Origin of the sequence: Alkalihalobacillus bogoriensis ATCC BAA-922 (assembly GCF_000621445.1) — a bacterium.
Classification (GTDB): domain Bacteria; phylum Bacillota; class Bacilli; order Bacillales; family Bacillaceae_F; genus Bacillus_AO; species Bacillus_AO bogoriense.
Genome location: NZ_JHYI01000019.1, coordinates 58138 through 73368 on the forward strand (window position 1 = coordinate 58138; position 15231 = coordinate 73368).

15 protein-coding genes are annotated in these 15231 nt (G+C 38.1%); 14 read left to right on the top strand and 1 reads right to left on the bottom strand.

Annotated features, from left to right (window positions below):
* The first annotated feature begins 73 nt into the window (after nt 1-73).
* Together ypjB and T323_RS0109445 are read left to right on the top strand one after the other, a co-directional pair.
* A complete protein-coding gene (gene ypjB, locus T323_RS0109440) occupies nt 74-862 on the top strand; it encodes a sporulation protein YpjB (RefSeq protein ID WP_026673063.1) in 789 nt (262 codons plus the stop codon).
* An 88-nt stretch (nt 863-950) separates the two neighbouring features.
* Nucleotides 951-1631: a zinc metallopeptidase gene (locus T323_RS0109445; protein WP_035178323.1), complete on the top strand. Its 681-nt coding sequence runs from the start codon at nt 951-953 to the stop codon at nt 1629-1631.
* Between the two features lie 748 nt (nt 1632-2379).
* Here T323_RS0109445 and T323_RS0109450 read toward each other — a convergent pair.
* Entirely contained in the window at nt 2380-3255 is an 876-nt protein-coding gene (locus T323_RS0109450) for a YitT family protein (RefSeq protein WP_026673065.1), read from the bottom strand.
* Nucleotides 3256-3396: 141 nt separating this feature from the next.
* Between T323_RS0109450 and T323_RS0109455 the strand changes: the two genes are divergently transcribed.
* The 12 genes from T323_RS0109455 (at nt 3397) to dinG (ending at nt 15187) form a co-directional block, all read left to right on the top strand.
* Nucleotides 3397-3717, top strand: a complete 321-nt coding sequence (locus tag T323_RS0109455; RefSeq protein ID WP_084309231.1) for a nucleotide pyrophosphohydrolase — start codon at nt 3397-3399, stop codon at nt 3715-3717.
* A 6-nt stretch (nt 3718-3723) separates the two neighbouring features.
* Nucleotides 3724-4527, top strand: coding sequence for a 4-hydroxy-tetrahydrodipicolinate reductase (gene dapB, locus T323_RS0109460; protein ID WP_026673067.1), 804 nt, complete (start codon nt 3724-3726; stop codon nt 4525-4527).
* Between the two features lie 13 nt (nt 4528-4540).
* Nucleotides 4541-4963 carry a methylglyoxal synthase gene (gene mgsA / locus T323_RS0109465; RefSeq protein ID WP_026673068.1) on the top strand — a complete coding sequence of 141 codons (423 nt, stop codon included), beginning with the start codon at nt 4541-4543 and terminating at the stop codon, nt 4961-4963.
* Nucleotides 4956-5654, top strand: a complete 699-nt coding sequence (gene bshB1, locus T323_RS0109470; protein ID WP_035178325.1) for a bacillithiol biosynthesis deacetylase BshB1 — start codon at nt 4956-4958, stop codon at nt 5652-5654. Before mgsA ends, bshB1 begins: the two co-directional genes overlap by 8 nt.
* 2 nt (nt 5655-5656) lie before the next feature.
* A complete protein-coding gene (gene bshA, locus T323_RS0109475) occupies nt 5657-6787 on the top strand; it encodes an N-acetyl-alpha-D-glucosaminyl L-malate synthase BshA (protein WP_035178327.1) in 1131 nt (376 codons plus the stop codon).
* 6 nt (nt 6788-6793) lie between these two features.
* Nucleotides 6794-7933 carry a CCA tRNA nucleotidyltransferase gene (locus tag T323_RS0109480; protein WP_084309222.1) on the top strand — a complete coding sequence of 380 codons (1140 nt, stop codon included), beginning with the start codon at nt 6794-6796 and terminating at the stop codon, nt 7931-7933.
* A complete protein-coding gene (locus T323_RS0109485; protein WP_373279333.1) occupies nt 7930-8895 on the top strand; it encodes a biotin--[acetyl-CoA-carboxylase] ligase in 966 nt (321 codons plus the stop codon). Before T323_RS0109480 ends, T323_RS0109485 begins: the two co-directional genes overlap by 4 nt.
* Before the next feature lie 277 nt (nt 8896-9172).
* Nucleotides 9173-10018, top strand: coding sequence for a 3-methyl-2-oxobutanoate hydroxymethyltransferase (gene panB / locus T323_RS0109490; protein WP_026673073.1), 846 nt, complete (start codon nt 9173-9175; stop codon nt 10016-10018).
* Nucleotides 10015-10854, top strand: coding sequence for a pantoate--beta-alanine ligase (gene panC / locus T323_RS0109495; RefSeq protein ID WP_026673074.1), 840 nt, complete (start codon nt 10015-10017; stop codon nt 10852-10854). Before panB ends, panC begins: the two co-directional genes overlap by 4 nt.
* A gap of 13 nt (nt 10855-10867) precedes the next feature.
* Complete coding sequence (panD, locus tag T323_RS0109500) at nt 10868-11251, top strand: aspartate 1-decarboxylase (RefSeq protein WP_026673075.1); 384 nt, start codon at nt 10868-10870, stop codon at nt 11249-11251.
* 65 nt (nt 11252-11316) lie between these two features.
* Entirely contained in the window at nt 11317-12354 is a 1038-nt protein-coding gene (locus T323_RS0109505; RefSeq protein WP_026673076.1) for a tetratricopeptide repeat protein, read from the top strand.
* 28 nt (nt 12355-12382) lie between these two features.
* The gene (dinG, locus tag T323_RS0109510; protein WP_026673077.1) at nt 12383-15187 is read left to right on the top strand and encodes an ATP-dependent DNA helicase DinG; all 2805 of its coding nucleotides are present in this window, start codon (nt 12383-12385) and stop codon (nt 15185-15187) included.
* Nucleotides 15188-15231: the final 44 nt, after the last annotated feature.

Sequence of the window (15231 nt, forward strand, 5' to 3'; positions counted from 1 at the left end):
TCCTTGTCCCTTTTTTTGGTCTACTCTTGTCCATCGTTTCATACGATAGAGTAGAAGAAGAGGAGGGACCAAAATGCGTCGTTTAATATTAGTAGTGATCGCGATTGTGTTGTTTTGTTTTCCAGCTGCGACTATGGCAAACAATGAGGTTGATGAAGATAAATGGAAAGAGTTAAACCATATTTCAGATAAAGTGTTGCAGCTAGTGAAACAAGAGAAATACGAAGATGCAAAAAAATTGTTAACGTATTTTTCAGAACAATTTTTATCTATCCGCTATAATAATTCAGATCTTACGATGAGTGATTTGCATATTGTCACAAATTCCTTTGAACAAGTAGAAGGTGCGGTAACGGGTGTGTCGGTCCCACCAGAAGAACGAATTTTACGGGCGACAGAATTTCGTTTAGTCGTAGATGCGCTTGTGACAGATGGGAAACCATTATGGAAAAATACCGAAAAATCACTGTTTTATTCCTTTCAACAAATGAAAGAAACGGCTGAAGCTGGAGATAATCAAGCATTACAGCATCGAATCAATGAGTTTTTACGTCAATATCAAGTCATTCGTCCGGCAATTATGATTGATTTAGAACCGCAAAATTTTCAACGAATCCAATCGCACATTGCCTTTCTAGAAAAATACCGGCAAGACTTATTAGAAGATGAACAGAAACTAGCCCAATTAGAAGTGATTGAAAAAGAACTTCATCTTTTATATGATGGCATTCAAGAAGACGGGGCAGATCCTTCTTTATTATGGGTGATGCTTACAATTGGCGGAATGATTTTCACATCACTTTCTTATGTCGGCTTTAAAAAATACAAAGCAGAAAAACAAAAAGTGAAAGTCAAAGAATAGATAAACAAAGGCGAGTAAATCGATTGACTTTATAAACGAGGTTCAATAAAATAAAGGTAAATACAAGTCTTCGAGGTGATATAGCGACATGATTTTTTACATTTTCTACTTTGCTATTCTTCTTATAATCCCGTTATGGGCACAAATGAAAGTGAAAAGTGCTTATAAAAAGTACTCCAACATTGGTGCGGCTCATGGATTAACAGGAGCGCAAGTAGCTAGAAAAATACTTGATGATAACGGGCTATACGACGTTACTATCGAGCCGATTCGCGGAAAATTAACGGACCATTATGATCCAAGAGCAAAAGCTGTCCGTTTATCCGAGGAAAATTACTATGGGACATCTGTTGCTGGTGGAGCTGTTGCGGCGCATGAGGTTGGTCATGCGATTCAAGATGCAGAAGAATATGCATTTCTACGCTTCCGTCACACTCTTGTACCTGTAGCGAATTTAGGGTCTAATTTTTCATTTTTTGTTTTACTAGCAGGGATAATTTTTCAAGCAAGTGGTTTAATCCTATTAGGGATTGTGTTTATGGCGTTTGCGGTGTTGTTCCAACTTGTCACATTACCAGTAGAGTTTAATGCAAGTAGTCGAGCGATGCAACAAATGGTTTCAAGTGGAATTATCCGTAACCATGAAGAAAAAGAAACAAAAAAAGTGCTTGATGCCGCAGCATTAACATATGTTGCCGCAGCTGTTGTAGCTGTCATTGAGTTACTACGTTTTATTCTTATCTATATCGGAATGAGCGGAGACGATTAAGAAAATAAATTTCTTCTCAAAAAGCTGTTTTTGAGAAGTTTAGAAAGTAGACAAACCGCCTTTGAGAAATGAATCTCAAAGGCGGTTTTACGTTATTTTTTTCTGTTTATTTGTGCGACATGAGGCTATCATTCGTTGCAGTTGGAAAAAGGCATCGAAAAACCTTTTGAAAGGAGTTCAAGCATACTCAATGCTCTGTCTGTTGCATACACAGGTATGGAAAACGACGAATTCATAAGTTACATGTTTTTTGAGATTTATCACAAAATAAGTTTTCACTTAGTGTGAAATTCTTTCACACCTTTTAGACTTCTACAACCGAAAGTATGCTTTTATAAAACATGTCATAAAGTCAAGTTAGCTCTTAATTACTTTTTTATAAGTTGTTGAAGAGAAGTTCATTTCGTTTTCCCACTAAAAAGAGCGGACGGGATGGGGGGCCGACTCCTGCAGGAGGAAGGGCAAGTTGAAATCCACCGGCGTGCCGGTTAGTTCAACGCCCGCCTGCGGAAAGCGTGCCCCCCATCCCGGTAGCGGGTCCGAAGTTCTGTATTGTGGCAAAAACTCTATACTTTTATAAGGGAGTATAAAAATTTTGATATAGCAATGAAGCTTTGAAAGCTTATTCTAGAAGAGCGAAGGCTACGCACCTGCGCGTTTCACCCCAAGAAAAGCACTTAGGGTTCACTGTCAAAAGCGGGCAGGGCTTCGCACTTCGCTTGAAAGAAAAGACGCTCCCGCGTTTTTCTTATGTTTGCCGTAATGGCTTTTTGTTTTCATCTAATGTGAAGCCTTCGCCGATGACATCTTGAACATCATTGACGGTCACAAATGCATGGGGGTCAATTTTTTCGATTAAACCTTTTAAGCGGATGAGTTCGTTTCTTCCGACAACACAGTACAATACTTCTTTTTCTACACCAGTAAAGCTTCCTTTCCCTTTTAACACGGTCGCCCCACGTTCCATTTCATTCAAAATTGTCGCTGCAATTTCACTAACATGATCAGAAATAATAAACGCCGCTTTTGCTGAATAAGCCCCTTGTTGAATTAAATCAATGACCTTTGCGGCGATAAATACCGCTAGTAACGTATACATCGCTTCACGATAATTTAAATAAAGTAAGGAGGATGCAATAACAGCGGCGTCAAAGATAAACATCGTTTTTCCCATACTCCAGCCTAAATATTTAAAGCCAAGTTTTGCAATAATATCGACGCCACCTGTTGTTCCTCCGTATTTAAACACAATGCCTAATCCAACTCCAATGAACACACCGGCAAATAACGCAGCTAATGTTAAATCATCATGGAGAGGGATGGATGTGACGCGAAATCGTTGAAAGATAAATAAGAATATAGACACACTGATTGTACCTATAATTGTATAAACAAACGTTTGTCGTCCAAGAATATACCAACCAACAAAAAATAACGGGATGTTTAATAACAAATTCGTGACGGCAGGATCAAAATTAAAAATAAAAAAGAGGACAAGTGTTATCCCAGTAAATCCACCATCAGCTAAATTATTTTCCATATTGAAATAAACGAGACCAAAGGATAATATGGCGGATCCGAGTAAAATAAAAAAGATGTTTTTTATATGAACATGATAGGGCATTAAAATCCCCCTTTCAAAAATTAAGTGCTATCATATTATAATCGATTAGAAATTTTCGGGCAAACTGGATAAATATTTGTCAAAATCATTCGAATTAGCTAACATGTGAATAGAGGGGGGAATGATGTGGCAAAGAAAAGTATGGAACAAATGCAAAATGAAGTGGATGCCTACATAAGTCAATTTAAAGAAGGATATTTTAGCCCGCTTGCAATGTTGGCACGGATGACCGAAGAACTTGGAGAACTTGCTCGAGAAGTGAATCACTTTTACGGAGAAAAACCAAAAAAGGATAGTGAAGAGGAAAGGTCAATGGAACAAGAAATGGGAGACCTTTTATTTGTTCTAATTTGCTTTGCCAATTCATTAAACATTGACTTAGAAGAAGCTTTTGATCTTGTCATGGACAAGTTTGCAACAAGAGATAAAAATAGATGGACGAAAATAGAAGAGATGGAGTGAAGGCATATGGCTGAGAACATAAAAGTAGCAATCGCAGGTGCACGAGGGAAAATGGGGAGTGAAGCCGTTAATATGGTGTTAAATACCCCGCATTTTAAACTCGTTGCTTCGATTGATCATAAATATGGTGGCATGACACTTGCTGAAATTGATGGTCAACCTGATGTTGGGGTTCCGATTTATGAAGATATTGATACTTGTTTTCTTGAAACAAAACCAGACGTGTTAATTGATTTAACAGCACCTGCTTTCGGAAGAAAACATATGGAAGCGGCATTTAATCATGGAGTTCGTCCTGTTGTAGGGACAACAGGGTTTACAGATGATGATATTATTGCTTTACGAACTCGGGCTGAACAAACAGGTCTTGGTGCGATTATCGCCCCAAATTTTGCGGTTGGAGCGATTTTAATGATGAAATTTGCGCAAATGGCAGCGAAATATTTACCGGATGTTGAGATTATTGAAAAACACCATGATAATAAATTAGATGCCCCTTCTGGAACAGCGATTAAAACGGCACAATTAATTCAAGAAGTACGACTATCGAAATCCCAAGGGCACCCAGAAGAAAAAGAAGAGTTACAAGGGGCAAGAGGGGCAACATTAGACGGGATGCATATTCATAGCTTACGATTACCGGGATTAGTGGCACATCAAGAAGTGATTTTTGGAGGAGTTGGTCAAACATTAACAATAAAACATGATTCATTACACAGGTCTTCTTTTATGCCAGGAATCCAACTCGCAGTGGAAACCGTGATGACAATTGATACGTTAGTGTATGGGTTAGAAAATATAATCGAATAGGGGAAATGAAACGATGAGGATTGCATTTATCGCACACGACAAGAAAAAAGATAGTATGGTTGCTTTTACGGTGGCGTATAAACAAGTGTTTGAAGGTCATGATTTATATGCGACAGGAACGACAGGACAACGGATAATTGATGCAACAGGTCTTCCTGTCACTCGCTTTCAATCTGGTCCTCTCGGAGGAGATCAACAAATTGGTGCACTCGTTGCAGAAAATAAATTTGATTTAATTTTCTTTTTCCGTGATCCATTAACTGCCCAACCACATGAACCTGATATTGCCGCTTTAATTCGCTTATGTGATGTACAAAATATTCCATTAGCGACAAATATGGGGACGGCTGAAATTCTCGTAAAAGGGCTTGAACGAGGAGAATTGCATTGGCGAGAAATTGTCGCTGGAAAGGATAAGCCAACCGTAAATGAATAAAGTGGATATACTTGCGTTTGGTGCTCATCCTGATGATGTTGAAATTGGGATGGGAGGGACAATATACAAATATGCGAATCTCGGATATCGCACCGTTATTTGTGATTTAACGTATGCTGAGCTTTCTTCTAATGGAACAGTATCCCAAAGGCAAGCGGAAGCCCAACAAGCCGCTTCTATATTAAAAACAATAAGAGTTCAACTTGATTTGCCTGATCGTGGCTTAATGGCATCAAAGGCGAGTATTGATAAAATTGTCGATGTCATTCGGACATATGAACCAAAACTTGTTTTTGTCCCTTATGAGATAGATAGGCATCCTGATCATGGTCACTGTGCAGCGCTTGTAAAAGAAGCGATATTTAATGCCGGGATTCGTAAGTATGAAACAGGTCAACCATTATCGGCTTTTCGAGTAACACGTTGTTATTCTTATTTAATTAATGGTTTCCATAAACCAGATTTTATCATTGATATTAGTGAATCAATGGAACAAAAACTAGAAGCACTTAAGGCGTATAAAAGTCAATTTTTAGCAACAGAAACGAGTGTACAAACACCGTTAACTAATGGATATATCGAAACGGTAATAGCGAGAGAAAGGTTGTTTGGAAAAGAAGTAGGTGTGCAATACGGAGAAGGCTTTTTTGCTGACGGACCGATTCTTGTACAAGATATTTTAGGGGATTGATCATGAAAAAATTAAAAATAGGAATTAGTTGTTATCCAACAGTAGGAGGCTCTGGTGTGATTGCAACAGAGTTAGGGAAACTATTAGCTGAAAATGGCCATGATGTTCACTTTATTACGTCAAGTATGCCGTTTCGTTTAGATAAAGTTTATCCAAATCTTTATTATCATGAAGTGGAAGTGAATCAATATTCAGTTTTTAAATTTCCACCTTATGACTTATCATTAGCAAGTAAAATGGCGGAAATTATTACACGCGAGCAATTAGATGTACTTCATGTCCATTACGCTGTCCCTCATGCGATTTGTGCGTACTTAGCGAAACAAATGGTCGGTGGAAAAGTGAACATTGTTACGACATTACATGGAACAGACATCACTGTGCTAGGGTATGACCCATCGCTAAGTGAAATTATTCGATTTGGGATTGAACAGTCTGATGTAGTCACAGCCGTGTCCAATAGTTTAGCAGAACAAACGCATTCATTATTACATATCGAACGACCAATTGAGACGGTTTATAATTTTATTGATGAGCGTGTGTATCGTAAACATTGTCGCCTCGATTTACGACAACAATATCGAATCGAGAAAGACGATAAAGTTGTTGTTCATATTTCTAATTTCCGTCCGGTTAAGCGAGTTAGTGATATTATTAGAAGTTTTGCACTCATTCGTAACAAACAAAAAGCAAAATTGCTTTTAATTGGGGACGGACCAGAAACAACGGTTGCCTGTAAATTAGTTCGTGAGTTAGGGATTCAAGATGATGTCAGGTTTTTAGGAAATCAAAAACATGTGGCGGAAATTCTCTCGATTAGTGACTTAATGTTGTTGCTTTCTGAAAAAGAAAGTTTTGGCCTTGTTGCGCTTGAAGCGATGGCTTGTGGTGTTCCTGTTATTGGAACAAATATTGGTGGAATTCCTGAAGTCATTGTTGATGGGGAAACTGGTTATATATGTGAAGTAGGGAATGTCGAACAAGTGTCAGATAAAGCAATTTCACTATTACAAGATCCGGATTTACACAAACAAATGTCAAATCAAGCTCAAGAGCGAGTTCAACATTTTTTTAGCTCAAAAAAAATAGTGCAGCAATATGAATCGATTTATTATGAGTTAGTTAAAGGATGATGTCTTATTTCACATCTTTTCAAAAAGGCTCAATTTGTCATTGAAACACTTATAACTGCTGGCCACGAAGCTTATTTTGTTGGGGGAGCTGTGCGTGATTATATGTTACAACGACCGATTTCTGATGTGGACATTGCCACGTCAGCTACGAAGGATGAGGTTATCATGCTGTTCCCACAAACGATAAAAGTTGGTACAACCCATGAAACGGTCATTGTTAAAATAGAAGATGCTTTATTTGAGGTGAGTCGTTATAAAGGGAAAGAACCACGGACACTTGAACAAGATTTGTTTTATCGAGATTTTACAATCAATGCGATTGCAATGACTAAGGACTTTGCTCTCATTGACCCTCATCATTATCGAGTGGACCTTGATTCATCAATCATTCGTACTTCTGGTCGTGCCATCGATCGGTTTAAAGAAGACCCATTGCGAATGGTACGAGCGATTCGATTTGTAAGCCAACATGGCTTTTCCCTTGAACAACAAACAAGACAAGCCATGTTGGAGTTGAAAGCTTTACTTTCTAATGTGGCAACCGAACGGCTAACGAAAGAATTAGATAAAATGCTACTAGGGCCGCATTGTGCAAATGCAATCGCCATCTTACAACAAATCCAATTTCCAACTTTGCCAATGTTGCCTAAGCGATTCATGGAATGGACGAAACATCCTCTTTATAAAGAAATGACTTTACAGGAACGGTGGTTGTTATTTTTACAAGACTCGCATCAACCTGCCGAAACACAACTACGCCATTTTAAAAAGTCAAATCGTTTTATAAAAGAATTACAAGAGCTTCAAGCTTATGTTAGAAAAAGAAATATAGATGGGTGGTCGTTGCGTCTTCTTTATGACTGCGGGAAAGACAATATATTAAAAGTAGAACGACTTATTCATTTGTTAATTCCGGAAAAAAAGGAAAACATCAATAATGTAGTATACGAATATGAACGATTACTCTTAAAAAAACGGCAAGACCTTGCGATCGATGGTGTGTTGGTACTAAAAGAAACAACCCGAGAACCTGGCAAGTGGATTGAAGCGTTTTTATATGAAGTTGAAACAGCGGTGCTTTACGGGAAGCTTCAAAATGAGAAAAATGAGATCGTGGCATGGGGTAGAAAGAAGGGTTTATTGTGAAAAAAGAAACATTATTGAAACTTCTTCAGTCGACAGATTATGTGTCTGGAGAAAAAATTAGTAAAGAATTAGGTTGTTCTCGAACGGCAGTATGGAAGCATATTGAGGAACTTAGAAAAACAGGCTATGAAGTCGAAGCGATCCCGAGAAAAGGGTATCGCATTATTACATATCCAAATACGATTCAACCTCATGATATAAAAGTTCATTTGCAAACTTCATGTATCGGTCAACAGTTAACTTATTTTGAATCGGTACCATCAACGCAAGATGTTGCTCACCGGCTAGCACAAGAAGAGGCAGAAGAAGGCCATGTTGTTATCGCTGATGAACAAACGAGAGGAAAAGGACGGATGGGAAGAGAATGGCATTCTCCATTAGGGACAAGTGTTTCGATGAGCATCATTCTCCGTCCAAAAATTCCACCGCAAAAAGCACCACAATTAACGCTTTTAGCGGCCGTTAGTGTTGTTCGTGCGATCAAAAAAACAACAGGGTTAGATTGTGAAATAAAATGGCCGAATGATATTTTAATCAACGGAAAAAAAGTCGTTGGTATTTTAACAGAAATGCAATCCGAGCCTGATTATGTTCATTCTGTCATTATCGGTATCGGTATGAACATAAATCATACGGTAGAGCATTTCCCTGTTGAGTTAAAAGACAAAGCAACGTCCTTAATGGTTGAAGCAGGCGAGGAAGTGAACCGAGCCCTTTTGTTATCGCATCTATTTTATGAGTTAGAACAGTTTTATCATGATTATTTGCAACAAGGCTTTTCGGTTATTAAGTCCGTTTGGGAATGTTATGCTGTGAGTCTTGGGAAACGGATTACTGCTAGAACGCTACACGGTACATTAATTGGTGTTGCTAAAGGGATTACAGATGAAGGGGTATTGTTGTTAGAAGATGATTTTGGTGAAATCCATTCGATTTATTCTGCTGATATTGAAATCAAGTAAAAAATGTTACCAAACTGTTTAAATTTTGTTATAATCTTGTCGTAGGGTAGTATCCATACATGGAACTGCACCAAGTTATTAATAATATTCATGAATATGGTCTGCCTTGATCCAAAATAGGACTAGGACAGAGGGATTGATTTTAAACCGTTTTTTTTGAGTCTATACCCTACTATCCTTTTATTTCTTAAGGACTAGTAGGTTTTTTATTTCGGGTAAAATGGTTTTACCTATCGGTTTAAGTCTTGTTCTCTCGTCAAAAAGAGGAGGAAAGACAATGAAAACAGCAGTTGATTTTAAAAAGATGAAAGCGGAAAAAGAAAAAATTGCGATGGTGACAGCGTATGATGCTCCATCTGCGAAACTTGTTGAAGAAGCAGGAGTTGATATGATTTTAGTTGGGGATTCTCTTGGAATGGTTGTGTTAGGTTATGATTCGACAATTCCAGTTACGTTAGATGATATGATCCTTCATACAAAAGCAGTAAAAAGAGGGGCTAAAGCGACGTTTACTGTGACAGATATGCCATTTTTAACGTATCATGGGTCTATTCACGAAACAATGCTCAATGCGAGGAAACTCATGCAAGATGGTGGTGCGGATGCTGTTAAGGTTGAAGGTAATGGTGACGTTTTCAATGTGATTCTACACTTAACAAATGCTGGTGTTCCTGTTGTTGCTCATTTAGGATTAACGCCACAATCAGTAGGCATTTTAGGCGGCTATCGCGTCCAAGGAAAAGATGCAGAAAGTGCAAAGCAACTGATTGAAGACTCGAAAAAAGCTGAAGAAGCGGGTGCGATGGCGCTTGTATTAGAATGTGTGCCAAAGCAAATCGCAAAACTTATTAGTGAACAACTTACCATACCTGTTATTGGAATCGGTGCAGGTGTAGATACAGATGGGCAAGTACTCGTGTATCATGACTTAATCGGCTATGGGAGCAATCGTGTTCCTAAATTTGTGAAACAATATGCTGATGTATCAAGTCAAATCCAAACAGCTGTAACCGAATATATACAAGAAGTAAAAACTTCCCACTTTCCAGAAGAAAAACACTCCTTTACAATGAAGGAGGAACAATTAGATCATCTTTATGGTGGGAGGATATCCACATCATGAAAATTGTTGAGACAATAAAGGAACTACGTCATATATTAAAGCCTTACCGGGAGCAAACGATTGGGTTTGTTCCAACGATGGGGTTTTTGCATAAAGGACATATGAGTTTAGTAGAAAAAGCTAGAACACAATGTGACCTTGTCGTCATGAGTATTTTTGTTAACCCATTACAGTTTGGTCCTGGGGAAGATTTTGAGCGATACCCAAGAGATTTTAAGCGAGATGAACAGCTTGCAAAAGATCATGGTGTTGATGTTTTGTTTTATCCTTCGGTTGAAGAAATGTATCCACAAAAACCAGCAATGACCGTTGTCGTTCATGAAGGTGTCGATCAATTATGTGGCAGAACAAGACCAGGTCATTTTGATGGAGTAGCAACCGTCGTGTTAAAACTGTTTGGCATGGTTTCTCCGACATACGCTTATTTTGGCTTAAAAGATGCACAGCAAGTTGCTATTATTGAAAAACTCGTACGTGACTTTAATATTGCCACAAAGGTCGTTGCTTGTCCGATTTTAAGGGAGCAAGATGGGTTAGCACAAAGCTCACGCAATGTGAATTTATCGACGACTGAGCGAAAGAACGCCACCTGTATTTATCACAGTTTGCAACGCGGCAAACAAGCAATAGAAGCAGGAGAATGTGATGCCGGTAATATTGAAGCAATGGTTCGTCAACATCTTGAACAAACAACATTAGGTCAGATTGATTATGTAGAGGTGTTAGCCTTTCCAGAATTAACAAAGATAGACAAAGTGGAAGGAAGAACAATTATTGCCGTTGCCGTCCAATATTCAAAAGCAAGACTAATTGATAACGTCATAATCGAAGGTTGAGGGGGAAAACAAAATGTATCGAACAATGATGAAAGCTAAAATCCACCGTGCGCGTGTAACCGAAGCCAATTTAAATTACGTCGGTAGTATTACGATTGATGAAGATATTATGGAAGCCGTTGATATTATTGAAAATGAGAAAGTTCAAATTGTCAATAATAATAATGGGGAACGCTTTGAAACGTATGTTATTGCTGGGCCTAGAGGTTCGGGTGTGTTTTGTTTGAATGGTGCTGCAGCTAGACGTGTACAAGAGCAAGATGTCATAATCGTTATTTCTTATGCGATGGTTCATCAAGATGATTTAGCGAACTATAAACCGTCTGTTGCCATTATGGATGAAAATAATAAAATTGTAGAAATGTTAGGGAAAGAGCCAGCTTCTACCGTCATGTAAATTGTATATTCACCTCCTGTTAGATGAAAACTGTTTGTATAGATCATCTAGCGGGAGGTTTTTTTATGGAACCATTTCAAAAGTGGGATTCGTTATTTGATTATGTAAAGGCAAATTGGAAACACCTTTCTGAAAAAGAACGAAATGCTCACTTCCAATCGCTAGAAGAAGGAAGAGAACGATTGTTATCAAAGTGGGCTGAAATGGATGAAAAATTAGCACTATTAGAAAAAGATATCGGTGATTTTTTTCACCAAATGAAAAAGTTCCGATATGAATCAAAAGGAACTTCGTTTTTTGACTTAGGAATGTTTGAAGAGGCAGTACAACAATTTAAACAAGAGAGTAAACAATCTTCAAATGAAATCATCTTTTTGTATTTAGGTTTTTCACAACTTTACGCTGAACATTGGATTGGGGCGAAAGAAACATTTTTACTTTTGCTTCATAGTCACGAAGAATCGATTGTTCATTTTGCCTATGTTGGATTAGGTTGTTTAGCTGTACAAGAAGAACAATGCGAAGAGGCCATTGCCCATTTTGAACAAGCATTAACTCTTACTAATAATGTCGATGTAGTGTATAATTTAGGAATGTGTCATTATTTGCAATCTAGACCAACGATGGCACTAGCTTTTTTTGAAGATGTGATTAAAGCGATGCCAGATGACGGGGAAACATATTATTATATGGGTCGTTGTTATTTAGCAAATCATGACATAGAACAAGCATTTAATGCGTGGTTAACTGCGTTACAAGTAGTGGAAACGAGAGAAATCCTCTTCACCCTTGCGTATGACTTTGAGTGGATTGGTATGCATAATGCAGCAATACATTGCTATGAACGTTTGCTTTCCCTTGGATATGATGATATCGCGGTTTGGCATGGGTTAGCATGGAACGTTGGACTAATGGATGAGCGAGAAAAAGCAAAAGATTTGTTTACGACTCTTCTTGAACAATCAGATGATGTAAATGTTCTTACTTCTTATTTATGGTTATTGCGTACATGGGGAGAAAAAGAAGAACTTCAACGAGTCGCAAACAGAACAAATCATACGTTATCCAACTACCCATTGTGCCAAGCTTCGTTATTAAACTAACGTAAGTGACACCACTAGAGGTGATCAAATGACAGAACGATATTGTGTAGTTGATATAGAAACAACAGGACAAACTGCTGGTGTGGACCGTATCATTCAAATTGGTGCGGTTCTTATTGAGGATGGAGAGATTATCGAACGGTTTGCGACATATGTAAACCCATTAAAAAAAATACCTCCATTTATAAAGCAATTAACTGGGATAACAGATGAGATGGTGAAACAAGCACCTACGTTTGATATTGTTGCTAAAGAATTGCTGTTGATGTTAGAAGGAGCAAGTTTTGTTGCTCATAATGTTCGGTTTGACTTGTCATTTTTACAAAAAGAGCTTGAGGATGTCGGGCATCATCCTTTTACAGGGTATGTCATCGATACAGTAGAATTAGCGAGGTTGCTTTTGCCGAAAGAAGATGGCTATAAACTGAATCAATTAGCTGAAAAGCTCGACATAAACCATGAACGACCACACCAAGCGGATAGTGATGCGGAAGTGACTGCCCATTTATTATTAGCGTTATTACATAAACTAAAGCAACTTCCTACAATAACGTTACAACAGCTAAAGCCCGTTATGACAAAGCTTCAATCTGATGTCGACCACTTACTTTTGCCAATTTTACAAGAAAAACAAGTGAAAATTCAAACTGAAGATGACAATTTTGATATTTATAGAGGGTTGGCTATACGGAAAAAGAAAAAATGGAAACGACAGCCTTTAGATGAGCCAATGCCGTTTGCAAAATATAAAGAAGCTTTAGTGAATCAAGATGGACAATTAGCTAATGTGTTTACAGATTATGAAGTGCGAACAGGTCAACAAGAAATGATGGATGAAGTCAATGATGCTTTAAGTGAGTCTAAGCATTTGCTAATTGAAGCAGGAACAGGAACAGGGAAGTCAATCGCTTATTTACTTCCTTCTGTATTTTGGGCAAAAAACGAACAGAAACCCGTCGTTATTAGTACACAAACGATACCCCTTCAACAACAATTACTCGATCGTGATATCCCACTTTTAAAAAATGTGACCCCATTTCCATTCCATGTCGCATTATTAAAAGGGCGAAATCATTATTTATGCTTAAGGAAGTTTGAACAACGTGTCAAGGGATCTTATGATGAGGATAATTATGATACGCTTCTGTCAATTGGACAAATTTTAATTTGGTTAACGGAAACAACAACGGGAGATGTGGAAGAATTAAATTTGCCCTCTGGTGGGAAAGCGTTTTGGCATGAAGTGAAAAGTGATGCTGCAACATGTCTAGGGAACAGGTGTCCTTGGTTTTCAAGATGTTTTTATCAAACGGCACGAAGAAATGCCCAACAAGCAGATATCATCATTACAAACCATGCTTTGCTTTTTACAGATTTAGTTCATAAAAAGTCATTATTGCCCTCATATTCCCAAGTCATTATCGATGAGGCGCATCATTTAGAAGAAGTCGCTTGTGATCATCTCGGAGAACAAACCGATTATGTAACATTTGCTTATTTGTGGAACCGCTTCGGAACGTTGGAAACGAAAGGAATTGTTAAACGATTTCACATGGTAGCCGAACAATATGAATTAGACCATGGAGCGAGCTTACATCAATTCGTTCAAGTTGGACAACAAGTGAAAGAAGAGATTGACGAGTTATTTCGGATGTTGCGTGCGTTTGTTGAAAAGCAAGCAGTAGGAAAAACTGAAATCGGTCGAATTAGTTATCGCTATATGGCACATGAAGAGTCAGGTTCATTATGGTCAAATATAACAGAAGTGGCATTACGAATGTTAATGTATAGTCAAAATATGGAACAACTCGGAATGAAACTCGCAAAACCACTAGAGCTTATTAAAGATGGGTTAACAATAGAAGAACGAAGCGTATTAACGGATTTTAAGAGTTGGCTCCAAAGCTTGCAAGAAGAAACAGCAAAAATAGAGCGATTATTGCTAGAATATGATCCAAATCTTGTTTACTGGATGGAAACCGATGAACGTGGTGCAAAAAATGGAAGCTTTCTTTATAGTAAACCGATTGACATTGGCGAATTATTAGCAGATCAATTTTTTATGCATAAAAAAAGTGTTGTGTTAACGTCAGCAACGCTAACGGTAAAACAATCGTTTTCTTATTTAATTGAGCGACTCGGCTTACAAGACTTTGGGCCAAGTACGACGATTGTTCCATCGCCTTTTCACTATGAAACACAAGCAAAACTTCTTATTCCAACGGATGTACCTCCTATCACTTCGCCTCACTTTACAGCGGAGATTATTGAAAAAATTGTGGATGTCGCTTATGTCACGAAAGGCAGGATGTTAATATTATTTACATCATATGACATGTTAAAACAAGTATATGCGAAAGTGAAAGACCGCCTTAGTGATGAGGACTTTCATTTAATTGGGCAAGGCGTGAATAGTGGAAGTCGAGCAAAACTAATGAAAGCATTTAAACAGCATGATAAAGCAATTTTGTTTGGAACAAGTAGTTTTTGGGAAGGCATCGATATTCCTGGGGAAGATTTAAGCTGCCTTATTATTGTGCGGCTCCCGTTTTCTCCACCTGACGACCCTGTGTTGGCCGCTCGTAGTGAAAGATTAAAAGAAGCGGGGAAAAATGCTTTTATGGAATTGGCGCTACCACAAGCGATTCTCCGTTTTAAACAAGGTTTTGGGAGACTAATTCGAACCTCCCATGATAAAGGTGTTGTCATCGTATTCGATAAGCGAGTTATCACAACGAAATATGGGGGAGCGTTTCTTTCGTCTCTACCATCTGTTCCTGTATATCAAGATGAAATGGAATCTTTGTTGGAAATTTGTAAACGCTGGCTCTAAAAAGGATTTGGAAAAATATTATCAATCATATATTATGCGCAAAT

Coding starts and splice junctions, on each gene's coding strand:
- bshA (WP_035178327.1), top strand. CDS start 5,657: ATGAAAAAATTAAAAATAGGAATTAGTTGTTATCCAACAGTAGGAGGC.
- T323_RS0109455 (WP_084309231.1), top strand. CDS start 3,397: ATGGAACAAATGCAAAATGAAGTGGATGCCTACATAAGTCAATTTAAA.
- T323_RS0109450 (WP_026673065.1), bottom strand. CDS start 3,255: ATGCCCTATCATGTTCATATAAAAAACATCTTTTTTATTTTACTCGGA.
- mgsA (WP_026673068.1), top strand. CDS start 4,541: ATGAGGATTGCATTTATCGCACACGACAAGAAAAAAGATAGTATGGTT.
- T323_RS0109505 (WP_026673076.1), top strand. CDS start 11,317: ATGGAACCATTTCAAAAGTGGGATTCGTTATTTGATTATGTAAAGGCA.
- panC (WP_026673074.1), top strand. CDS start 10,015: ATGAAAATTGTTGAGACAATAAAGGAACTACGTCATATATTAAAGCCT.
- ypjB (WP_026673063.1), top strand. CDS start 74: ATGCGTCGTTTAATATTAGTAGTGATCGCGATTGTGTTGTTTTGTTTT.
- dinG (WP_026673077.1), top strand. CDS start 12,383: ATGACAGAACGATATTGTGTAGTTGATATAGAAACAACAGGACAAACT.
- dapB (WP_026673067.1), top strand. CDS start 3,724: ATGGCTGAGAACATAAAAGTAGCAATCGCAGGTGCACGAGGGAAAATG.
- bshB1 (WP_035178325.1), top strand. CDS start 4,956: ATGAATAAAGTGGATATACTTGCGTTTGGTGCTCATCCTGATGATGTT.
- panD (WP_026673075.1), top strand. CDS start 10,868: ATGTATCGAACAATGATGAAAGCTAAAATCCACCGTGCGCGTGTAACC.
- panB (WP_026673073.1), top strand. CDS start 9,173: ATGAAAACAGCAGTTGATTTTAAAAAGATGAAAGCGGAAAAAGAAAAA.
- T323_RS0109445 (WP_035178323.1), top strand. CDS start 951: ATGATTTTTTACATTTTCTACTTTGCTATTCTTCTTATAATCCCGTTA.